The organism is Agreia bicolorata, assembly GCF_000938265.1.
Taxonomy (GTDB): domain Bacteria; phylum Actinomycetota; class Actinomycetes; order Actinomycetales; family Microbacteriaceae; genus Agreia; species Agreia bicolorata.
The window spans coordinates 20,610-40,596 of the sequence record NZ_JYFC01000005.1; the positions used below are offsets into that span (position 1 = coordinate 20,610).

Consider the following 19,987-nt stretch of genomic DNA (forward strand, 5'->3'; position numbering starts at 1 on the left):
ACGGCTATCGACCTGTCAATTCCGGCGTGCCAGTACAACCGCACCCGGCAGAGTTCTACCCCAGTACAGTGGGCATATGACCGCCCGTCGAGCAGCATCCGCACGCGCGACCATCAACGACGTGGCAGCGGTTGCGGGCGTGTCACGCGGCACGGTGTCGCGGGTGCTGAACTCCGAAGCCTATGTATCCGACGCCGCTCGTTCGGCCGTGACCGACGCGATCTCCAAGGTCGGCTACGTTCGCAACAGCGCTGCCCGCAACCTGGCGACGAGGCAGTCGCACGCGGTGGGGCTCGTTGTGCACGAACCGCACTCGCTGTTTCTCGAAGACCCCAACATCGGCAGCATTCTTCTGGGCATCAACTCCGCACTCTCCGATGCCGACTACCAGCTTGTCTCGCTCGTCATCGACTCCGAGCGCGACAGCCACAGAGTCGCCGAGTACCTCAGCGGCGGATTCGTCGACGGCGTCATCATCGTCTCGGCGCGCGCCCACGATCCGATAGCCAAGGTGGTCGCCGAGCTCGGCATCGCGGCGGCGTTCGTCGGTCATCCCGTCGACATCGAAGGAATTCCCTATGTGGGAATCGACAACTTCAGCGCCGCGAAAGCCATCACCACGAAGCTGAAAGAGACGGGCCGGCGTCGCATCGGCATGATCGCGGCGGGCCTCGACCGCGACTCAGGGCAAGACCGCATGGCCGGCTTCCGCGCCGCGCTCGGCGACGCCTTCGACCCCGACCTGGTGATCACGACGCCGCTGTATGCGCACACGAGCGGCATCGATGGCATGCGGCTTCTGCTCGACAGGGCGCCCGACATCGACGGCGTCTTCGCCGCCTCAGACGCCATGGCCGCGGGTGTTCTCGATGTTCTTCGCGAGGTCGGGCGATCCGTTCCCGGCGATGTGGGCGTGGTCGGCTTCGACGACAGCGCCTGGGCGACGCGGGCGCAGCCGCCGCTGTCGACCGTTCACCAGCCGGCCGGGCAACTCGGTCGGCGGGCCGCAGAAAGCGTGCTCGCCCAGCTCAGGGGCGAGACGGTGGATACCGCGGGGATCTTTCTCGAGACGGCCATCGTTTGGCGCGACTCGGCCTGAGACCCGGGCTGCTGCTGTTCACGCGCTGTCGAGGAACTCCCCCAGCGTCTCGGGGTCGTGCCCCGTCAGGGCACGGATGTCGCCGGTGATCCGTTCCTGCTCCCCTGCCGCCATGGCCGTGTAGGTCGATACCCAGGCGTCGACCTGCCAGTCCGGCGCCCCGTAGACAGCGCGAGACTCATACGCCTCGGGAAGCGTCTCGTCGTGGAACGTCACCTCGCGCCCCGTCTTCTCCGTGATGACGCCGGCCACGTCGTCGAGACTCAGCGCCTCTCGACCCGTCAGCTCGTAGACGGCCCCGCGGTGCGCCGTCGGGTCTCGCAGCACAGCGAGCGCCGCGTCGGCGAGGTCTGCCCTGCTGACGGCCGAGACTCGACCGCTGCCTGCCGGCCCACGGATCACGCCATCCTCACCGGCCAGCAGCGCGAAGAAGTCCATGTAGAAGTTGTTGCGCAGAAAGGTGAACTCCATTCCGGAGTCTCTGATGTGCTGCTCCGTCGCGAAGTGGTCGCGCGCAAGGGTGAACACGGCCTCCGGGTGTGCGCCGAAGAACGATGTGTACACGATGTGGGAGACGCCCGCCGCCGCAGCGGCGTGGATGAACGATCGATGCTCGTCGACGCGGTCGACGCTCTCTGACGCGGACACCATGAACAGCGTCTGCGCACCATCGAGCGCACCTCGGCTCGCCACCCCGTCGCGGTAGCTCGCCTCGCGCACCTGCGCGCCTGCGAGTTGAGGCGCGCGGCTCGCGTCGCGCACCACCAGTGTCTGCTCCTCACCAAGATCGGCGACGGCTCGGGCCACGATTCCGCCGAGGTGACCGGTCGATCCTGTGATGGCAAGCGACGGAATGTTCTTCGTGTGGGACTCTGAACGACTCATGTCCTCACGCTACCTTTTCTGCTTCCTCCATCCCGCCTCCGTCTCGATCGCGGCCCCCTCGAGGGCCAGCAGCCCCAGCACGCCCTCTGTCGCCCCCATGGACATGCCTGTGCGTCGGGCCACGTCTGCCGTCGTGCGCGCCGACCGGACACTCAGGGCGTCGAGTACCCGCAACTGATCGGGCGGGAGCCGCTCCGAGGATGCATCGACGCCGAGGTCAAGCTCGGGTTGCGGCGCGCTGCCGGCCATGCCCGACGCGAGCTCCAGTACTTCGTCGACACTCGTGACGCACGCCGCGTCGAACTCCCGGATCAGCCGGTGACACCCCGCCGACGACGGCGACGTGACCGGCCCGGGGACCGCGCCGAGGGGCCGGCCCACGGATGCCGCGTGCGCTGCCGTGTTGAGCGACCCCGAGCGGCGCCCGGCCTCGACCACCACGGTGGCGACACTCGACGCGGCAATTAAACGATTGCGTTGGAGAAAACGCCATTTCGTCGGAGGCGAGCCGCAGGGCAGCTCCGAGACGACCGCCCCGACTGTGGCGATACGTCCGAGCAGAGCATCGTGCCCACTGGGATAGAAGCGGTCGACACCACCCGCGAGAAAGGCGACCGTGAGCCCGCCGCTCGCGAGGACGGCGCGATGAACCATGCCGTCTATTCCATAGGCTGCGCCCGACACCACTGACACTCCCCTATCGCTCAGGCCTGCTCCGAGCTCCATCGCCATGTGCTCGCCGTAGCCCGTGGCCGCGCGTGCGCCCACCAGAGCGACCGACGACGAGAGCGATTCGAGGGCCGCGTCGATGCCGCGCACCCACAGCGCTATCGGGCCGTGCACGCCGAGGTCGTCGACCCCCGCGGGCCAGATGCTGTCCGTCGGACGAACGAGGCGGGCCGAGACCCTCGCCGCCTGCCGAAGGGCCGTGATCGCGGCGCTCGAGACGAGACGTGGCCTCCACCGGTCGAAAGCGAGAGCGAGGTCGTGTGCCGCGATCGAGTCGGCTCCCCCGGCCACTGCTTCGGCCGTCACGCGTTCAATGGACCACGAATCGACGAGAGAGGTGAGCGCGACCACCGGGCCCAGCGACGTTACCAGCGCCCCCGCGACCGAGTCACCTGGCTCGGCGATGCCCGTCCAGGCCGCGCGAGCGAAGATCTCGGCTGCGGCCGGCTCATCGACCTCCGTTTTGGTGTCGACGGACACAGCGGAGGCGAGGCGCATGACCTGATTCGAATCGAGCGCGAAGATGCTCATGCCTGCAGCGACTTTCTCAGATAGAGCGCCCGCCCGACATGCTCGGCCGTCGGCGACTCGACAGCGTCGAGGTCTGCGACGGTCCAGGCAAGCCGCAACACGCGGTCGTACCCGCGCATGGTGAGGCCTCCTCGTTCGAGTGCTCTGTCGAGCGACGCCGTGGTCGCACGGTGGAGCCTGCGCGGACCCGTGCGCAACCACGAGCCAGGCACCTGCGAGTTCAACCGCCAGGGCGTCTCGGCGAGCCGCGCAGCCGATCGCGCTCGAGCCTCGACGACGGTCGCGCGCGCCGTGGCCGTGTCGAGTCGATCCGCGCCGTCGGCCATGCGGAGCTCTGCTGCCGTGATGCGCTGGACACGCAGTTGGATATCGATTCGATCCATGAGCGGACCGGAGATGCGTGCGAGGTACCGGCGACGCGAGTGCGGGGTGCACGTGCACTCGGAGTCGCGCGCCCCGTACTGTCCACACGGACACGGATTCGCCGCGAGCACCAACTGAAAGGTCGCCGGAAAAGAGGCGACGGCGTTCGCCCGGTGGATGCTGATGACCCCGGTCTCGATCGGTTGCCGCAGTGCGTCGAGCACCGAGGAATTGAATTCGGGCGCCTCATCGATGAAGAGCACGCCGTGCGAGGCACGGGCAGCGGCGCCGGGCCTGATCTGCCGGGAGCCGCCTCCCACCAACGCGGCCGCCGTCGCCGTGTGGTGAGGACTCTCGAGCGGAGGGCGGGTGATGAGCTGTGAGCCGACAACCTCACCGCTGAGCGAACGCAACGAACTTACCTCGAGCGATTCGAGGGCTCCGAGATCGGGAAGAAGCCCGGGAAGACGGGCAGCAAGCATCGTCTTACCCGCCCCGGGCGGGCCGAGCATAAAGAGATGGTGGCCACCCGCTGCCGCGACGACGAGCGCCTGCGTGGCATCGCGGTTGCCGACGACATCGGCCAACTCGAGCACCGGCGTCTCGCTGGCGCTCTCTCGAGCGAGCAAGATGGGGTCGACGGGTTGGGGCTGCAGCGTGCTGCCATGAAAGATGGCCGCGTCGCGAACGGATGCCACGGGTATCACGGTGATGCCGGGTACGAGCGCGGCTTCGTCGGCGTTGCCCGTGGGCACCATAAACCGACTGAACCCCAGTCGTGCAGCAGCGGCCACAGCAGGCAGGATGCCGCTGGTCGGCCTCAGCCGCCCGTCGAGTCCCAGCTCGCCGAGGTGCACCACCCGGCCGATGGATTCGACACTAATGCTGCGTGCGGCCGCGAGCAGCGCCATCGCGATGGCGAGGTCGAACACAGGGCCGAACTTCGGCAGCGCGGCCGGTGACAGATTGACGGTGATGCGCCTTGCCGGGAGCGGGCAGCCCGCATTGCTGGTGGCGTGCCGCACCCGCTCGCGCGCATTCGACAGGGCGGTGTCGGGCAGGCCGATGATCGTGAACGACGGGAGGCCGGGAGTGATGTCGGCCTCGACCTCGACCATCTGACCGGTGAGCCCCAGCAGAGCGACGGCGGAGGTCGTGCCGATCATCGGAAGACCCCGCGAAGATGCTCGACCACGGGAATACCGCCGTCGCGGATGAGCACGGAGACGATGTCGATGCGGATGACACTGGGTCGCCGGCCCTCTTGCGCATCGCACCACGCCGTCGAGAGCCGCCGCAACCGCGCCAGCTTCGCGTCGGTGATCGCCTCGAACGGATGCCCGAAGGCCGTAGACGATCGAGTCTTGACCTCGACGAACACCGTGTCTCGCCCATCGACGCCGACAAGGTCTATCTCACCCTGCTCGCATCGCCAATTTCGTTCGAGAACCGTGAAGCCCTGATCTGCCAGATAGCTCGCGGCCACGTCTTCGCCCTGACGACCCAGGGCATCTTTTGCTTTCATTCGCGCCTCCGCCATCGAGGATGGCAGCGCACGAATCGCGGCAGACGGCAGATCGAGGGAACGGGCGAAACCCACTCTCCACAGGGTCAGCCGAGGAGAAGACGCCTATTCGTCGAGCGCGAGTTCTTTCGGAAGCTCGAAGTCCTTCGTCGACAGCTCTTCGACGTTCACGTCTTTGAACGTCAGAACGCGAACACTCTTGACGAAGCGGTCGGAGCGGTAGACATCCCACACCCACACGTCATTCATCACGAGCTCGAAGTAGAAGTCGTGCTCGGTGTCGCGGCGAACCAATTCGACGTCGTTGGCCAGATAGAACCGGCGCTCGGTCTCGATCACATACTTGAACTGCGAGACCACATCGCGGTATTCGCGGTAGAGGGCCAGTTCGACTTCGCGGTCGTAGTCCTCGATCTCATCATCTTCCATGGTGCGCCCAGTCTACGGCGTGAATGGCATGGCCCGGATCAGCCCTCGACGCCAACGGGCGCCTTGAGCCAGCTTCTGCGATGAAAGTCCGTGGGGCCGAGGGCCGCGATGGCCGCCATATGGCCCGCGCTGCCGTACCCCTTGTTGCTCGCCCATCCGTAGTCGGGGCTGCCCGCATGGCGCTCGATCATCATGCGATCGCGGTGCACTTTAGCGACGACGGATGCCGCGGCGACAGACGCGCAGTCACGGTCGGCTTTCACACGCGTCACGACGTGCAGCGGAGTGGACAGGGCCGGAGCCAGCCAGTTGTGGGAGCCGTCGAGCAGAATGACCGCGCCCGCGACATCCACCCCGCGCTCGAAGAGCATGCCGAGGCCGCGCTTGGCCGCGAGACCGAGACACGCGATGATGCCCAACTCGTCGACCTCGAGCGGGCTGGCAAGGCCGACCGCACTGTCGTGTGCCCAGGCCGCCGCGAGAGGCGAGAGCCGCTCGCGCGCCGGTTCGGACAGCATCTTGGAGTCTCGGAGGCCCTGGGGAATCGGGCCGCAGCTGCTGGTCTGCACCACGCACACCCCAACGGCGACAGGCCCGGCCAGTGCGCCCCTGCCCACCTCGTCGATGCCGATGACGATGCGGGCACCCTGCTTCTCGAGATCTCGTTCGACGTCGAGACTCGGATCGGAGACGACTATTTCGATCCCTCGCTCTCGACGCCCGCGAACACATCGGAGTAGTTGTCGAGGAATGTCCATCGGTCGACGGGCCATGTGATCCACAGAGCTCGCCCGACCACGTTCTTGATCGGCACGAAGCCCTTGCCGGGCTGGTCTTGATTGAACCGCGAGTCCTTGGAGTTGTAGCGGTTGTCGCCCATGACCCAGAGCGACCCCTCGGGCACGGTCACGTCGAACGAGACTGCGGAGGCGGCGGTCTGACCCTCGGGCAACTTGATGTAGGGCTCGTCGAGCGGAACGCCGTTGACTGACATCTGGCCGAGAGCATTGCAGCAGGTGACGTGATCGCCGGGCAGGCCGATGACACGTTTGATGAGGTGGTCGTTGGCATCGCTCGCCGTGAGGCCCACCGTCTCGAGAACCCAGTCGAGGGCGGCCTGAACCGGCGGCTTCTCGGGTTCGATCGTGGCGGGCAGCCATCCGCCCGGATCAGCGAAGACCACGACATCGCCGCGTTCGATCGGCATCAACCCGGGTTCGAGCTGGTTGACCAGAATGCGGTCGTTGATCTGAAGCGTGTTCTCCATCGACCCAGACGGGATGTAGAACGACCTCACAAGGAAGGTCTTGATCAGCACCGACGCCAGCACGGCGACGAGGAAGATGATGAGGATGTCGCGCAGGAACAGCAGTGCACTGCGCTGCTTGCGCGAATTCTTGTGCCGGCGTGACGTACGCGATGGCATGGTCGTTTCTGTCATTTAACCGCCTGAGCTCCCTGCCATTTTATGGGCAGGGAGCTCAGGGATGTGAATCGAAAGACTGACGGAGTTTCGGCTGTCAGGCGATTCGAAGGCGAAAGCTACGCGTCGCGCTTCTCTTTGATCTTGGCCTTCTTGCCGCGGAGGGCACGCAGGTAGTAGAGCTTCGCGCGACGAACGTCACCGCGGGTGACGACCTCGATGTGGTCGATGACCGGCGAGTGAACCGGGAAGGTGCGCTCGACGCCGACCTGGAAGCTGACCTTGCGCACGCAGAACGTCTCGCGAACGCCCTCGCCCGAGCGGCCGATGACGACGCCCTGGAAGACCTGGATACGCGAGCGCGTACCTTCAACGATGTTGACGTGCACCTTGACGTTGTCGCCGGCGCGGAACTCGGGGATGTCGCTACGCAGCGATGCCGCGTCGACGAAATCGAGAATGTGGCTCATGATGGTGATTCGCTCTCTGCAACCGCCACAGGTCGACTACGGGGTAAAAGAAGTGTGAGTTTCGGTGCCATCGTTTATCGCAGACTCCCCTGTGGCAGAGTCGGGCCGAGGCACAATCGTTTATTCTGCCACACGCGGCGCCCGGGCCACAATCAGTGGGTGTCGCGGCTCGTCTCGATCACGATGTACTCGCCATCGTTCCGGATGCCCGCGGGCACCTGGTTGGGGCGGAATCCGGCACCCGGGGTGGTCTGCGGCACCTCGAACGAGGCGAACGCATCCTGCACCCGCTTGCGGGCCTCGACAAAGAACTGCCACACCGCGGCCCAGAATCCTGCGATGACAGCCACGATGAGAACAACGGAGGCGGCTGTCGATGCCGCCGTGTTGAGGCCCAGTGTGATCGCCGACGCAGCGATCACGGTGAGCACCGCGACGTCGATCCACGAGACGCGCTTCGACGCACGAACGCCCGGCCGCGCGTAGACGATGCCGGCGATGGCGGCGAGCGCCACGAACAGCACGATGCTGGCGAGAAGCACGCCCAGTGTCTCCCACGCGCCTCCCCCGAAGACCGCGCTGCCGACGAGTAACCACGCCGGCAGAAGAACGGCCGCGGGGAACAGAACAGAGTAGAAAGCCCGACGAATCATCACATATTCAGGCTAGGCGCGACAGCTCGGGAATTGGCTGGGATCATGTGCGCCCCGGGCGAACACGACAGCGGGCAGAATAGAGGCATGATCGAGTTGCGCACGCCCACAGAAATCGACGAGATGCGGGCAGCGGGGCGCTTCGTCGCCGACGTGCTGACCGAGCTGAAGTCCAGGGCTGCCGTCGGCATGAACCTGCTCAAGCTCGATGCGATCGCCCACGAGATGATCCGGTCACGTGGTGCCGAGTCGTGCTACATCGACTACCACCCGTCTTTCGGCGCCAGCCCCTTCGGAAAAGTGTTGTGCACGTCGGTCAACGATGCCGTGCTGCACGGCCTCCCTCACGACTACGTTCTTCGCGACGGCGATCTGGTGAGTCTCGACTTCGCCGCATCCGTCGACGGCTGGGTAGCGGATTCCGCCGTGTCGATCGTGGTCGGAACGCCTCGCCCAGAAGACCTGCGGGTCATCGAGACGACTGAACGCGCCTTGGAGGCAGGCATCGCGGCGGCCCGCCCAGGAGGACGCCTCGGCGACATCTCCGCGGCGATCGGCCAGATCGCGGCCGAGGCCGGTTACCTGGTGAACACCGACTTCGGCGGTCACGGAGTCGGCCGCACGATGCACGGCGACCCGCACGTTCCGAACAGCGGCCGGCCCAACAGGGGCCTCCCCCTGCGCGCGGGTCTGGTCATCGCTATCGAGCCCTGGTTCCTCGAGACGACAGACAAGATCGTCACCGACAAGGATGGCTGGACTCTGCGCAGCGCCGACGGATCTCGGGGCGCGCACTCGGAGCACACCGTGGCCATCACCGAGGATGGCCCGGTCATTCTGACCGCCCGCTCCTAGCCGGCCGCACCCGACTCAGTCGACGAGTTCGAAAGCGGAGAGCCCGCCGACGTAGGCCTTCGGCAGCGGACGAGCGAATTCGTCTCGTCGCGATGTGGAGTAGCCGAGGGTGACGAGCGATTCGACGAGCTTCGTCGCCGCGCTCACCCCGTCGATAACGGGAACGCCGACCTCCTGGGAGATGTAGCTGCACAGATCGGCCATCCCCGCGCATCCGAGCACGATCGAATCGGCCTTGTCGCGCTCGACCGTCTGCCGACACAGCTCGATGATCACCCGCGCGGCTCCGGTCGACGGGTCGTCGAGGGCGAGAACGGGGATGTCGCAGGCGTACACCCCCACGCACCGATCGGCGAAACCGTAGTGCCGCACCAGATCATGAGCTCGCCCCACCGTTCGCGACAGCGAGGTGACGACGCTGAAGCTCCGGCCCACCAAGGTGGCCGCGTGCATCGCCGCCTCAGCGATTCCGACGACCGGGCCGCCCGCGAGCTCGCGAGCGGCATCCAACCCCGGGTCGCCGAAGCAGGCGATGACATACCCGTCAGACCCCGCCCGCTCGCCCTCCGCGATCTCGTGAAGCAGACCGGGAACCGAGAGCGCCTCGTCGTAGTGGCTCTCGATCGACGCCGGCCCCATCGACGGGTTCACGGCGCTGATGCGCGTTCCGGGCCCGGCCACCCCCCGGGCGCACGATCCGATCATGTCGGTCATGGCCCGGGTGGTGTTCGGATTGATCACGGTGATGTGCACGAGTGCGTGTCCGTTCGATGGTGCGGTGGGTGGTGTTACTGAATGACCGAAGCGGTCTCGTGCTCCTCGGCCGCCTGCATGCTGCGGGCCGCCTGGGGGTTGATCTTCTCGGCCAGCCAGTAGACGACGAGTCCGATTCCGCAGCCGATGAACCATGCATACGACGCGGCGCCCTGAAGCGCAGGGATGAACACGGTGCTGGCCGCGAGCACAGCCCCGACCGCCGTCGCGATGACCGCGTTGGGGTTGAAGCCCTTCTTGTACCAGTAGCGCCCCTTCTCGCTCATCGTGTAGAGGTCATCGACGTAGACCGTCTGCTTGCGCACGATGTAGTAGTCGCAGATCAGCACTCCGAACAGCGGGCCGATGAACGCGCCCAGCGTGTCGAGCGTGTAGTGGATGATCTCCGGGCTCGAGTAGAGGTTCCACGGCGTGATGAGCACGCTTCCGACGGCGGCGATCATGCCGCCCATACGCCACGAGATCTTCTGCGGGGCCACGTTCGAGAAGTCGAACGCCGGCGATACGAAGTTCGCCACGATGTTGATTCCCACCGTCGCGATGGCGAAGGTGAGCGCGCCGAGGATGATCGCGTACACATTGTCGATGCGGGCGACGGTCTCGATCGGGTCAGTGATGAGCGTGCCGAACACCGGCACGGTGGCGGATGCGCAGATCACGACGAGCAGGGAGAAGACGAGGAAGTTGAGTGGCAGACCGAGGAGGTTTCCGCGCTTGACCGCCTTGTACGACTTGCCGTAGCGAGAGAAGTCGCCGAAGTTCAGCATCGGGCCGGAGAAGTATGACACCACGAGCGCGATGGCGCCGAGCATGACGGGAACAGCGTCCCAGCCCTGGAACTTCACCGAGCCCAGATTCAGGTCGATGTTCTCCCAGCCCGCCTGCGACACGAGGTAGACGGCGAGAATGATCATCACGACATAGACCGCGGGTCCACAGAAGTCGATGAACTTGCGGATCGACTCCATACCCCGCCAGAACACGAAGGCCTGCGCGACCCAGAGAATGAGGAAGGCGATCCAGCCGAGCAGTGACAGGCCTGCGAAACCGACGGTGTCGGCATCCGCGATGCCCGCGAGATCGGGCCAGAGTTTCAGGGCCACGACGACCAGCGCCGCCGACGCGAGATAGGTCTGGATGCCGTACCAGGCCACCGCGATCAGGCCGCGGATGATCGCGGGGATGTTGGCGCCGAGCACACCGAATACGGTGCGCGAGATCACCGGATAGGGAACGCCCGACTGCTGACTCGGCTTGGCGACGAGATTGCAGAGGAAGTAGACGATCGTGATGCCGACGAGAAGGGCGATCAGCACCTGCCAGCTCGCGAGCCCCAGCGCGAACAGGCTGCCCGCGGTGACGTAGCCGCCGACGCTGTGCACGTCGGACATCCAGAAGGCGAAGAAGTTGTAGGCACTCCAGGTCTGCTTCTTGAGCGGCGCAAGATCTTCGTTGCTGAGGCGTGGATCGTGGAACGCCTCGACGACGCCGCTGCCCGTCGGCAGTCCTGCAGCCTCGAGCACGTCGCCGGGTTTCTCCCCAGGCGGGTTGACGACCTCGGTCATGGAATTCTCCGGTTTCTCATCAGTGGTGCGACAGTGTGGTTGGAGGGTGACAGTCGGTGGATCATTCGATTCGATCCACGTTCCCTAATCGGCAGCTCCTCAGGGCTCCGTCAGTGCTCATAAAGCTATTGCTTAACACTTGCCCTGCGATTTCGTGCCTGTTACAGGCGTGTGACAATTGACGAGTGGAGAACGTGCTCGAGCCCGGAGACGAGGCGGCCCTGAGCGCGAATGAATCCCTCGGTCGACGGCTTCGCGAGCTTCGCACCCAGTCCGGGCTGTCACTGAGAGCCCTCGCCCGCTCACTCGACATCTCCGCAAGCGCCGTGTCCCAGATCGAGACGGGCGTGATGGTGCCGTCGGTGAACCGCCTCATCGCGATCGTCACCGCACTGGGCGTGCCCCTGTCAGCGGCCTTCGAGGCCCCCGGAGCGGAACCAGCGGCAGCATCCACAGCCGCCGCGACTCTCGGCGACCGTCTCGCCGGGCTCCCCGACCAGCCGGTCGAGGGCGACGGCTACGTCATCTCACGCGCCGGCCGTGTGCCCGACATGAATCTGGAGTCGGGCGTGGTCTACCGACGGCTCTCCCCCGGCCCCGTGCCCGGCCTCGAGGTCTTCGAGTCCACGTACCCGGCAGGGTCGACGGGCAGCGCCCACGGCGACCTCATCCGGCACGACGGCTTCGAGATCGGCAGCATCACCTCTGGCACCCTCACGATCACCTTCGAAGGCGAAGACGTCGTTCTGACGGCCGGCGACTCGATCACCTTTCCCGCGACGAGACCTCACCGACTGAGCAACCGATCAGGCGAGCCCTGCGTCGCCGTCTGGCTGATCGTTCACTCGTAGAAGGTCGGGCCGAACGCGCGCGGTGCGTTCGAGCTGCTGCTCATGTCTCCACTGGGCGATCAGGCGATGATTGCCGCTCAGCAGCACGGGCGGCACTTCCCTGCCCCTCCACTCCGCCGGCTTCGTGTAGCTCGGATACTCGAGGAGTCCGTCTTCGTGCGACTCTTCGACCAGGCTCTCGGGGTTTCCTACCACGCCCGGAATGAGCCGGCCGATCGCCTCGATCATGGCCATGACGGCAACTTCGCCGCCGTTCAGCACGTAGTCGCCGAGGCTCACCAGGCGAACCTCGGCCCTGGCGGCCGTGTCGTCGAACACCCGCTGATCTATGCCCTCGTACCGACCGCATCCGAAAATCAGGTGTTCTCGGGTCGACAGCTCACGCGCCATTTTCTGTGTGAACACCTCGCCGGCCGGCGAGGGAAAGATCACGAGCGGGGCACCGGATGCCGTGGGCTCGGCATCGAGGATCGCGTCGAGCGCTTCTCCCCACGGCTCGGGCTTCATCACCATGCCTGCGCCTCCGCCGAAAGGGGTGTCGTCGACCTTGCGATGCCTGTCGTGGGTGTGGTCGCGCAGATCATGAACGCCGAGCTCGATTAGGCCGGACTGGCGGGCCTTGCCGAGCAGAGAGATGTCGAGCGCGTCGAAGAAGCTCGGGAAGATCGAGACGATGTCGATACGCATCCTGAAAGCCTATCTGTGTGCGCGCAGCGGACGGTGCCCTGAGCGAACGGACGGAGGAGACGACATGCGCGACTCTATTTGGTGCGGATGCGCTGATCTCCGCCCGTTCCGATACTCGCGAGACCGGCACGGCGGTGCCGAGCGGCCCACAGATGTTCCCGACGGGCCACAAGCGAGCGGATGACCTCCTCAATGAGCGCCCATTGGTTCATGACCTGTGCGTAGCTCACCCGAACCACAATGAACCCCTGACGCAGAAGCTCCAGGTCGCGGCGTCTGTCTTCGGTGTAGGCGAGCGGGCCCGAGTGCCAGGCCTCCCCGTCGACCTCGAGCACCACGCGATCACCGACCACCAGGTCGACGTGCCCCACGCGTTCAACGAAGACCTGGCTGCGATACGGAATTCCGTGCCGCCTCAAGCCAAGACGCGCTTTCGTCTCCAATCCGGACTGCGCCGCCGAGTCGGTGAGCGATACGAACGAACGAAACTTCTTGGGCAGGATCGCAGCCAGCTCCTCGAGTCGCTCGCGACTCAGCAGTTTCTTGTTGAGGACTGAGTCGAGGCTGACGATCACGTTGTCGCGAGATTCACACTGGAAGAGATGCACGACGGCTGTCTCGAGCGAGTCGACAGGGCGTCCTGGATCGGGAACCTCGAACCCGGTGACCGTGCGATGGATTCGAACGCCGCGACTACCGGGACGGCCCAGCGGAACGCGACGATCGTGAGGGGCGGAGAGATGCGTCGTGTGCTTGCCTACGCGAACATGCAGGAGCCGATCGTCGTCGCACCACACCCCGAGCGGCCGCAGAACAGATTGGCAGGTAAGGACGCCGCCCACTCGAACGGCCTGGACGATGTCGGCACGTGCTTTCGGCGACGCCACCCACCCCTGTCTCACCCGGAAGAGTCCACCCGAGCGAAGCTCACGGTCGATCTCTCTGAGCGATATACCGCGGGTCTGGAGATAGGTCAGGGACGCGACGCCGCCTGACGAGGCTATGACGGTCTCAATATCTGCCATATGACGATGGTGCACGGCACGACAGCCCGGTTCAGGCGCATCGGCAAATCTGTGGAAAACACGAACGGGCGGAGATCAGCACGTCCGACACGATATTCGCGTCGGACGGCGTGATCTCCGCCCGTTCGGGTGAAGCGCCTATTCGGCCAGGGCGTCCTCGTCCGAGGTTTCCTGTGAGGGAGCCTCGTCGTCGTCGGACTCCGGGAGCTCCTCGAGGAGGCCCGGCGGCGGCGTGATGGTCATCGTTCCCGCCGCGATGTCGACGGCCGGAACGATCGCCTTGACGAAGGGAACCAGCACCTCGCCGGATGCCTGTTCGATAACCAGAAGATCTTGTGCCGGCATGTGGTTGACCTGGCGCACGACACCGATCTTCTCGCCGTCGCGGATCACGTCGAGTCCGACGAGCTGGTGATCGAACCAGGCGTCTTCTTCGGCGGACTGCTCGTCGGAGTCCTGATCGATCCACAGGATCGCCTTGACAAGACCTTCAGCGGCCGTGCGGTCGGGCACGCCCTTGAAGAATCCGACGGCATGGCTGTTGAACCATTTGAGTTCGATGAGCTCGAGCGTCTTGCCGTGCCACGGAGACGATGTCGGAACCTGGAGGGTGAACACCGCACCCGGCACGAAGCGTCGTGCGGGGTCGTCGGTGAAGAGTTCCAGCTTGATCGCCCCCTTGAGCCCGTGGGCTTTCAGGAGGCGACCAACCCGGAGTTGCTGCGTCTCGTTCTTAGAAATCGGTATCCACCACGTCTACACGAACGCGCTTGCCATCAGCGAGCGCGGCGACGAGTGTGCGAAGAGCCTTGGCCGTGCGACCAGCACGGCCGATCACGCGGCCGAGGTCATCGGGGTGCACGCGCACCTCGAGAACCTCTCCGCGCGGCGAGCTCTTAGCAACGACATGCACGTCGGCAGGTTTGTCGACGATGCCCTTGACCAGGTGCTCGAGAGCAGGAGCGAGCAAGGCTAGGCCTTCTCTGCTTCAGCCTCGGGAGCCTCGTCGGCAGCCGGTGCCTCTTCGGCGGGCGCGGCGGGAGCCTCGACCTTGACCTCAGCCTTGGGCTTCAGAACCGGCTTCTTCTTCTCGTCGGCGACGAACGGCTCCTTGGGCTCCTTGACGCGCACGGTCGAGACCGCGTCTTTGTCGCCCTTGAACTTGCCCCAGTCGCCCGTGAGCTTGAGGAGTGCAGCAACCTGCTCAGTCGGCTGAGCGCCGACGCCGAGCCAGTAGAGCGCACGCTCGGACTCGATCTTGATGACCGAAGGCTCTTCGGTGGGGTGGTACTGGCCGATCTCCTCGATGACACGACCGTCGCGCTTGGTGCGCGAGTCGGCAACGACGATGCGGTAGTACGGTGCACGGATCTTGCCCATGCGCTTCAAACGGATCTTTACAGCCACAATTCTTCCTAGGTTTTTCTCTCGGCCCTCATGGGCCTAAATGTGGGTGAACTGGCAGCCGTGAGCGTGGGGTGCACACTCGGCGTAAAAAGTTCTCGAGGGTTCTGCCGCAACCTGATTAGAGGGTCGGGCGGGCAGACTCGACAGATCATTCTGTCAGATATTCGCCCTGCGCGCGTAATTCCGGGATGCGATAGTTCGAGTCTGTCAGGATAAGCCGACCCGCTGCTATCGATCGGAGCCGCTCATGGAGATCTCGTTCGCTCATTCCGAACGCTCGACACTCGGCATCGAGTGGGAGATCGCGCTCGTCGAGCAGAGCTCCGGCGATCTGGTCAACGTCGCCGGCGACGTGCTGCACTCTCTGCGCGGCCCCGACGGCGAAGCCCATCCCCGCATCACCGAAGAGCTGCTGCTGAACACCGTCGAGCTCGTCACCGCAGTGCACACACGGGTGTCGGATGCCGTCGACGATCTCCAGGAGCAGCTCGCCGAGGTGCGCGCCATCACCGATCCGCTCGATGTCGAACTCATGTGCGCGGGAACGCATCCCTTCGCCCAGTGGTTCGACCAGCAGATCACCGACAAGGAGCGGTACCACAAGCTGATCGACCGCACCCAGTGGTGGGGCCGCAACATGATGATCTGGGGCATCCACGTGCACGTCGGCGTCGAGAGCCGCGCCAAGGTGCTGCCCCTCTTGAACGGGCTCCTCAACTACTACCCGCACCTGCAGGCCTTGTCTGCGTCGAGCCCGTTTTGGGCGGGCGAGAAGACGGGCTATGCGTCGAACCGCGCGCTTATGTTCCAGCAGCTTCCGACCGCGGGACTCCCCTACCAGTTCGACGAGTGGGGCCAGTACGAGTCGTATGTCGACGATATGAAAGTCACGGGCATCGTCGACGATCACACCGAGGTGCGCTGGGACATCCGCCCTTCGCCCCAGTGGGGAACGCTCGAGATGCGCGCCTGCGACGGCCTGTCGAGCCCGGAGGAGATCGGCGCGGTCGCGGCCCTCATCCAGTGTCTCGTCGAGCACATGTCCGATCGGCTCGACGCGGGCGAGACCCTGCCGACGCTGCAGCCCTGGTACGTGCGCGAGAACAAATGGCGCGCCGCGCGCTACGGCCTCGACGCCGAGATCATCGTGGATGCGCAGGGCGCCGAAAAATTGGTCACCGACGATGTGCGAGAACTGCTGGTCACACTGGCGCCGGTCGCCGAGCGGCTCGACTGCGTCGACGAACTCGCCCAGGTGAACCTGATTCTCGAACACGGCGCCAGCTACCAGCGCCAGCTCCGTGTCGCCGAGGAGAACGGCGGAAGCCTCAAGGCCGTGGTCGCGTCACTCACTCGCGAGCTGCGCCACGGCCTCGGCAACGTCGCCCCCTAGGCGTTCTTCTCGTCTCGCCAGGCGAGCAGATCCTTCACCGGGCCCAGGTCGATCGACGGACCGGTGATTCCGAGAGTGAACAGCGTGACGCCCACCTCGGCCTTCTCGTCGAGAACCGCGGCATCGGCGGAGCCGAAGGCACCGGTGAGCTTCACATCGTTCGAGATCTCGATCTCGGACACGTCGCGGCCGACATCCGACGCGTGGCCGCGCAGAACCTCGAGCTTGTGCTGCAGCGTCGGCACATCGGAGAAACTGTGCCAGATCGTCGCGTGCTTAGCGACGAGTTTGAGGGTCTTCTTCTCGCCGCCGCCACCGATCAGCACAGGGATCTTGCGGGTGGGAGCCGGGTTGAGCACACCCCATCGCGCCTCGATGCGTGGGAGCGCCTCGCCCAGCGCATCCAGTCTCTGACCAACCGTGCCGAACTCGTAGCCGTACTCGTCGTAGTCGCGCTCGAACCAGCCCGAGCCGATGCCGAAGACGAGCCGACCCTCTGTTCCCGGAGTCTTGGCGCTGATGTGGTCGACCGTGCGGGCCATGTCGGCCAGGAGGTCGGGGTTTCGGTAGCTGTTGCAGGTGACGAGGGGGCCGAACTCGATCGTCGACGTCTGCTCCGCCCAGGCCGCGAGCATGCTCCAGCCCTCGAAGTGCAGGCCGGCCGGGTCTCCCGACAAGGGATAGAAGTGATCCCAGTTGAAGGCGATATCGACGCCCAGTTCTTCGAGTTGGCGAAGGGTGTCGCGGATCGTCGTGTAGTCGGAGTGCTGGGGTGCGATCTGGATGCCGATGCGCACGGGGCGCGAGGTGTTTGTCGTCATGATGTGAGCCTACTTATCACGCCTGATCGAGAACTCACCTTGCGGCATCCGGCATCTCACCTCACAATGAACAGGTGAAGTCGATAGAGCCGAAGTCTGCGAACGTGCGCCCTCAGCGGCCCCGTCGCAACATCGCCTCCCGGTTTCTGCCCCCAGCCGCGCTGCTTTTCGTGGGCGCACTCGCCGTAGCCACGTCACTTCCCGCCGCCGCGTTCGGGCCCGGCTCGTCGTTCGGTCTGACCGGAGCGACAGGCGGGCCGCAGTCGCAAGACCAACTGCTATCGGTCGACGCCTCGGCCGCCGACGTCAGCATTCTGCGCGACGGCTACACCGTGAACACTCCCACCCCGACTCCCACTCCGACACCCGTCGCAAAGCCCGCCGCGGCATCCACTGGCGGAAGCCCCGGAGGGTGGGGCTGCCAGCGTGATGCACCCACCGAGACGACACGTCTGACCTGGCCCTACGACCACCCCGTCAAGATCGGCGACGGATTCGGTCCGCGCGCCGAGGGCATGCACGACGGCGTCGATCTGCTCGCCGGAAATGGAACACCGGTCCAGGCCATCGGCGACGGTATCGTCACCGCCTCGGGCTACAACGGCTCCGCCGGAAACTACGTAGCGATCGCCACCATGGTCGGCGGCCAACGCCTCTGCAGCATGTACATGCACTTCCAAGACGGATCGGTGACCGTGACGGTCGGTCAGGAAGTCACCGCTGGCACGGTGATCGGCCTCACCGGCGACACGGGCAACGCGACTGTCGAACACTGCCACTTCGAGCTGTTCTTCGCCGACGGCGTGCGCTTCGATCCGATTGCCTATCTAACGGCGAACGCCAGCTACTAGACGGCGCTGCCCTTCGACAAGCTCAGGGAACGACGGCCGTTGCCTAGCGGCCCAGGAACTTCTGCAGCGAGGCCAGCTCTTCTTCGCTCGGCGCACCGGGCGCACTCTTGCCCTTACCCAGCCCCAAGCCGAAGCCTGAGCCGCCCGCGGTGACGGGCGCAGCATCCGGTTTGATGCCCGCGGCGCGCGCCGCGTCTTCGGCTGCACGCTTGGCCGGGTTGCCCGACTTCGAGCCCTTCTTCTTGGCGACCTGCTTGCGTCCGCCGTGGGCGCCGGGCACCGGGCCCATTCCGGGGATGTTCGGCATGCCGCCCTTGGCCACGGTCTTCATCATCTTGGCGGCCTGCTCGAAGCGCTGCACGAGCTGGTTCACGTCGGTGACGGTCATTCCCGAGCCCTTGGCGATGCGCAGTCGACGCGATCCGTTGAGCAGCTTCGAGTTCTGCCGCTCTGCCTTGGTCATCGACTGGATGATCGCCTCGGTGCGCACGATCTCGCGCTCGTCGAAGTTCTCGAGCTGCTGCTTCATGCCGCCCATGCCGGGGAGCATGCCCATCATCTTCTTGATGGAGCCGGCACCGCGCAGCTGCTGCATCTGCGACAGGAAGTCTTCGAGCGTGAAGGTGTCGGTGGCGAACTTCTCGGCCATCTTCATGGCCTCGCCCTCGTCGAAGGCCGACTGGGCCTGCTCGATGAGGGTCAGGATGTCGCCGAGGTCGAGGATGCGGCTCGCCATGCGGTCGGGGTAGAAGGGCTCGAAGTCGTCGAGCGACTCGCCCGTCGACGCGAAGATGATCGGGCGACCGGTGACGGAAGCCACCGAGAGCGCGGCTCCACCGCGGGCGTCGCCGTCGAGCTTGGTGAGAACGACTCCGGTGAAGTCGACGCCGTCTTGGAAGGCCTTGGCCGTGGCGACCGCGTCTTGACCGATCATGGCGTCGATGACGAACAGCACCTCGTCGGGGTCGACGGCCTTGCGGATGTCTGACGCCTGCTTCATCATGTCCGCGTCGACACCGAGACGACCGGCGGTGTCGACGATGACCACGTCGTACTGCTTGTCGATGGCGAATTTGATCGAGTCCTTCGCGACCTTCACCGGGTTTCCGGTGCCATTGCCCGGCTCGGGGGCGAACACCGCGACGCCGGCCTGACCGGCGACGACCTGCAGCTGGTTCACGGCGTTCGGGCGCTGGAGGTCGGCAGCGACCAGCAAGGGCGTGTGATTGTCTTTGGCGAGCCACTTGGCGAGCTTGCCCGCCAGGGTGGTCTTACCGGCACCCTGGAGTCCGGCGAGCATGATCACTGTCGGCGGCTTCTTTGCGAACTGGATGCGACGGGCCTCGCCACCGAGGATCGCCACGAGCTCTTCGTTGACGATCTGCACGACCTGCTGGGCGGGGTTGAGCGCCTTGTTGACCTCGTCGCCCAGCGCACGCTCGCGCACCTTGCCGGTGAAGTCCTTGACGACCTCGAGCGCAACGTCGGCGTCGAGCAGCGCGCGCCGGATCTCACGGACGGTCGCATCCACATCGGCGGGGCTCAGCTTGCCCTTGGTGCGAAGGTTCTTGAAGGTCTCTGCGAGCCGGTCAGACAGGTTTCCGAAAGTAGCCATGGTTCGAACAGTTTATTCGTTCGGAGCAGGGAGAGA

The 19,987-nt window shown here is 65.4% G+C and carries 23 protein-coding genes; 5 read left to right on the top strand and 18 right to left on the bottom strand.

Annotated elements, in window-relative coordinates; translation table 11 throughout:
* Window positions 1-76: 76 nt before the first annotated feature.
* Window positions 77-1,099, top strand: coding sequence for a LacI family DNA-binding transcriptional regulator (locus TZ00_RS11880; protein ID WP_044442042.1), 1,023 nt, complete (start codon window positions 77-79; stop codon window positions 1,097-1,099).
* Window positions 1,100-1,117: 18 nt separating this feature from the next.
* On the opposite strand, the gene TZ00_RS11885 is transcribed toward TZ00_RS11880, so the two are convergent.
* The 9 genes from TZ00_RS11885 to TZ00_RS11925 form a co-directional block, all read right to left on the bottom strand.
* Entirely contained in the window at window positions 1,118-1,984 is an 867-nt protein-coding gene (locus TZ00_RS11885; protein ID WP_044442044.1) for an SDR family oxidoreductase, read from the bottom strand.
* Window positions 1,985-1,993: 9 nt separating this feature from the next.
* The gene (dprA, locus tag TZ00_RS11890; protein WP_052521529.1) at window positions 1,994-3,244 is read right to left on the bottom strand and encodes a DNA-processing protein DprA; all 1,251 of its coding nucleotides are present in this window, start codon (window positions 3,242-3,244) and stop codon (window positions 1,994-1,996) included.
* Window positions 3,241-4,773 (bottom strand): YifB family Mg chelatase-like AAA ATPase, encoded by a 1,533-nt coding sequence (locus TZ00_RS11895; protein ID WP_044442046.1) that lies wholly within the window; start codon window positions 4,771-4,773, stop codon window positions 3,241-3,243. The genes dprA and TZ00_RS11895 overlap by 4 nt, the downstream gene beginning before the upstream one ends.
* Window positions 4,770-5,132, bottom strand: coding sequence for a YraN family protein (locus TZ00_RS11900; protein ID WP_044442311.1), 363 nt, complete (start codon window positions 5,130-5,132; stop codon window positions 4,770-4,772). The genes TZ00_RS11895 and TZ00_RS11900 overlap by 4 nt, the downstream gene beginning before the upstream one ends.
* Window positions 5,133-5,237: 105 nt before the next feature.
* Window positions 5,238-5,561 carry a DUF2469 family protein gene (locus TZ00_RS11905; protein WP_044442048.1) on the bottom strand — a complete coding sequence of 108 codons (324 nt, stop codon included), beginning with the start codon at window positions 5,559-5,561 and terminating at the stop codon, window positions 5,238-5,240.
* A gap of 38 nt (window positions 5,562-5,599) precedes the next feature.
* The gene (locus tag TZ00_RS11910; protein ID WP_338010792.1) at window positions 5,600-6,319 is read right to left on the bottom strand and encodes a ribonuclease HII; all 720 of its coding nucleotides are present in this window, start codon (window positions 6,317-6,319) and stop codon (window positions 5,600-5,602) included.
* Window positions 6,256-7,002 (bottom strand): signal peptidase I, encoded by a 747-nt coding sequence (lepB, locus tag TZ00_RS11915; RefSeq protein WP_044442050.1) that lies wholly within the window; start codon window positions 7,000-7,002, stop codon window positions 6,256-6,258. The genes TZ00_RS11910 and lepB overlap by 64 nt, the downstream gene beginning before the upstream one ends.
* Before the next feature lie 101 nt (window positions 7,003-7,103).
* A complete protein-coding gene (gene rplS / locus TZ00_RS11920) occupies window positions 7,104-7,454 on the bottom strand; it encodes a 50S ribosomal protein L19 (RefSeq protein WP_044442052.1) in 351 nt (116 codons plus the stop codon).
* A gap of 152 nt (window positions 7,455-7,606) precedes the next feature.
* Window positions 7,607-8,110 (bottom strand): hypothetical protein, encoded by a 504-nt coding sequence (locus TZ00_RS11925; protein WP_044442054.1) that lies wholly within the window; start codon window positions 8,108-8,110, stop codon window positions 7,607-7,609.
* 84 nt (window positions 8,111-8,194) lie between these two features.
* Between TZ00_RS11925 and map the strand changes: the two genes are divergently transcribed.
* Entirely contained in the window at window positions 8,195-8,962 is a 768-nt protein-coding gene (gene map / locus TZ00_RS11930) for a type I methionyl aminopeptidase (protein WP_044442056.1), read from the top strand.
* Between the two features lie 15 nt (window positions 8,963-8,977).
* On the opposite strand, the gene TZ00_RS11935 is transcribed toward map, so the two are convergent.
* Together TZ00_RS11935 and TZ00_RS11940 are read right to left on the bottom strand one after the other, a co-directional pair.
* Entirely contained in the window at window positions 8,978-9,715 is a 738-nt protein-coding gene (locus tag TZ00_RS11935; RefSeq protein WP_044442058.1) for an aspartate/glutamate racemase family protein, read from the bottom strand.
* A 35-nt stretch (window positions 9,716-9,750) separates the two neighbouring features.
* On the bottom strand, window positions 9,751-11,301 hold the full coding sequence (locus TZ00_RS11940; RefSeq protein WP_044442059.1) for an NCS1 family nucleobase:cation symporter-1: 1,551 nt from the start codon (window positions 11,299-11,301) through the stop codon (window positions 9,751-9,753).
* 185 nt (window positions 11,302-11,486) lie between these two features.
* Here TZ00_RS11940 and TZ00_RS11945 point away from each other — a divergent pair, with 185 nt between their 5' ends.
* Window positions 11,487-12,152 (top strand): helix-turn-helix domain-containing protein, encoded by a 666-nt coding sequence (locus TZ00_RS11945; protein ID WP_084606075.1) that lies wholly within the window; start codon window positions 11,487-11,489, stop codon window positions 12,150-12,152.
* On the opposite strand, the gene trmD is transcribed toward TZ00_RS11945, so the two are convergent.
* The 5 genes from trmD to rpsP all read right to left on the bottom strand — a co-directional run bounded on the left by trmD (window position 12,108) and on the right by rpsP (window position 15,271).
* Window positions 12,108-12,839: a tRNA (guanosine(37)-N1)-methyltransferase TrmD gene (gene trmD, locus TZ00_RS11950; RefSeq protein WP_044442060.1), complete on the bottom strand. Its 732-nt coding sequence runs from the start codon at window positions 12,837-12,839 to the stop codon at window positions 12,108-12,110. The genes TZ00_RS11945 and trmD overlap by 45 nt on opposite strands.
* A 74-nt stretch (window positions 12,840-12,913) precedes the next feature.
* Window positions 12,914-13,864, bottom strand: a complete 951-nt coding sequence (locus TZ00_RS11955; protein ID WP_044442061.1) for an endonuclease domain-containing protein — start codon at window positions 13,862-13,864, stop codon at window positions 12,914-12,916.
* A gap of 138 nt (window positions 13,865-14,002) precedes the next feature.
* Window positions 14,003-14,611 (bottom strand): ribosome maturation factor RimM, encoded by a 609-nt coding sequence (rimM, locus tag TZ00_RS11960; protein WP_084606076.1) that lies wholly within the window; start codon window positions 14,609-14,611, stop codon window positions 14,003-14,005.
* Entirely contained in the window at window positions 14,598-14,834 is a 237-nt protein-coding gene (locus TZ00_RS11965; RefSeq protein ID WP_044442063.1) for an RNA-binding protein, read from the bottom strand. Before TZ00_RS11965 ends, rimM begins: the two co-directional genes overlap by 14 nt.
* A gap of 2 nt (window positions 14,835-14,836) precedes the next feature.
* Window positions 14,837-15,271, bottom strand: coding sequence for a 30S ribosomal protein S16 (rpsP, locus tag TZ00_RS11970; protein WP_044442064.1), 435 nt, complete (start codon window positions 15,269-15,271; stop codon window positions 14,837-14,839).
* Between the two features lie 247 nt (window positions 15,272-15,518).
* Between rpsP and TZ00_RS11975 the strand changes: the two genes are divergently transcribed.
* The gene (locus tag TZ00_RS11975; RefSeq protein ID WP_044442065.1) at window positions 15,519-16,664 is read left to right on the top strand and encodes a glutamate--cysteine ligase; all 1,146 of its coding nucleotides are present in this window, start codon (window positions 15,519-15,521) and stop codon (window positions 16,662-16,664) included.
* Here the strand turns inward: TZ00_RS11975 and TZ00_RS11980 are convergent.
* On the bottom strand, window positions 16,661-17,485 hold the full coding sequence (locus TZ00_RS11980; protein ID WP_044442066.1) for an LLM class F420-dependent oxidoreductase: 825 nt from the start codon (window positions 17,483-17,485) through the stop codon (window positions 16,661-16,663). The two genes, TZ00_RS11975 and TZ00_RS11980, sit on opposite strands and share 4 nt — an antisense overlap.
* 74 nt (window positions 17,486-17,559) lie before the next feature.
* On the opposite strand from TZ00_RS11980, the gene TZ00_RS18940 reads away from it, so the two are divergent.
* On the top strand, window positions 17,560-18,336 hold the full coding sequence (locus TZ00_RS18940) for a M23 family metallopeptidase (RefSeq protein WP_052521531.1): 777 nt from the start codon (window positions 17,560-17,562) through the stop codon (window positions 18,334-18,336).
* A 43-nt stretch (window positions 18,337-18,379) separates the two neighbouring features.
* Here the strand turns inward: TZ00_RS18940 and ffh are convergent, their stop codons facing one another.
* Complete coding sequence (ffh, locus tag TZ00_RS11990; RefSeq protein WP_044442067.1) at window positions 18,380-19,951, bottom strand: signal recognition particle protein; 1,572 nt, start codon at window positions 19,949-19,951, stop codon at window positions 18,380-18,382.
* Between the last annotated feature and the right edge of the window lie 36 nt (window positions 19,952-19,987).

Bases quoted from the DNA above. Each gene is read 5' to 3' on its own strand.
- TZ00_RS11880 (WP_044442042.1), top strand. From the start codon at position 77: ATGACCGCCCGTCGAGCAGCATCCGCACGCGCGACCATCAACGACGTG.
- TZ00_RS11885 (WP_044442044.1), bottom strand. From the start codon at position 1,984: ATGAGTCGTTCAGAGTCCCACACGAAGAACATTCCGTCGCTTGCCATC.
- dprA (WP_052521529.1), bottom strand. From the start codon at position 3,244: ATGAGCATCTTCGCGCTCGATTCGAATCAGGTCATGCGCCTCGCCTCC.
- TZ00_RS11895 (WP_044442046.1), bottom strand. From the start codon at position 4,773: ATGATCGGCACGACCTCCGCCGTCGCTCTGCTGGGGCTCACCGGTCAG.
- TZ00_RS11900 (WP_044442311.1), bottom strand. From the start codon at position 5,132: ATGAAAGCAAAAGATGCCCTGGGTCGTCAGGGCGAAGACGTGGCCGCG.
- TZ00_RS11905 (WP_044442048.1), bottom strand. From the start codon at position 5,561: ATGGAAGATGATGAGATCGAGGACTACGACCGCGAAGTCGAACTGGCC.
- TZ00_RS11910 (WP_338010792.1), bottom strand. From the start codon at position 6,319: ATGGACATTCCTCGACAACTACTCCGATGTGTTCGCGGGCGTCGAGAG.
- lepB (WP_044442050.1), bottom strand. From the start codon at position 7,002: ATGACAGAAACGACCATGCCATCGCGTACGTCACGCCGGCACAAGAAT.
- rplS (WP_044442052.1), bottom strand. From the start codon at position 7,454: ATGAGCCACATTCTCGATTTCGTCGACGCGGCATCGCTGCGTAGCGAC.
- map (WP_044442056.1), top strand. From the start codon at position 8,195: ATGATCGAGTTGCGCACGCCCACAGAAATCGACGAGATGCGGGCAGCG.
- TZ00_RS11940 (WP_044442059.1), bottom strand. From the start codon at position 11,301: ATGACCGAGGTCGTCAACCCGCCTGGGGAGAAACCCGGCGACGTGCTC.
- trmD (WP_044442060.1), bottom strand. From the start codon at position 12,839: ATGCGTATCGACATCGTCTCGATCTTCCCGAGCTTCTTCGACGCGCTC.
- TZ00_RS11955 (WP_044442061.1), bottom strand. From the start codon at position 13,864: ATGGCAGATATTGAGACCGTCATAGCCTCGTCAGGCGGCGTCGCGTCC.
- TZ00_RS11975 (WP_044442065.1), top strand. From the start codon at position 15,519: ATGGAGATCTCGTTCGCTCATTCCGAACGCTCGACACTCGGCATCGAG.
- TZ00_RS11980 (WP_044442066.1), bottom strand. From the start codon at position 17,485: ATGACGACAAACACCTCGCGCCCCGTGCGCATCGGCATCCAGATCGCA.
- ffh (WP_044442067.1), bottom strand. From the start codon at position 19,951: ATGGCTACTTTCGGAAACCTGTCTGACCGGCTCGCAGAGACCTTCAAG.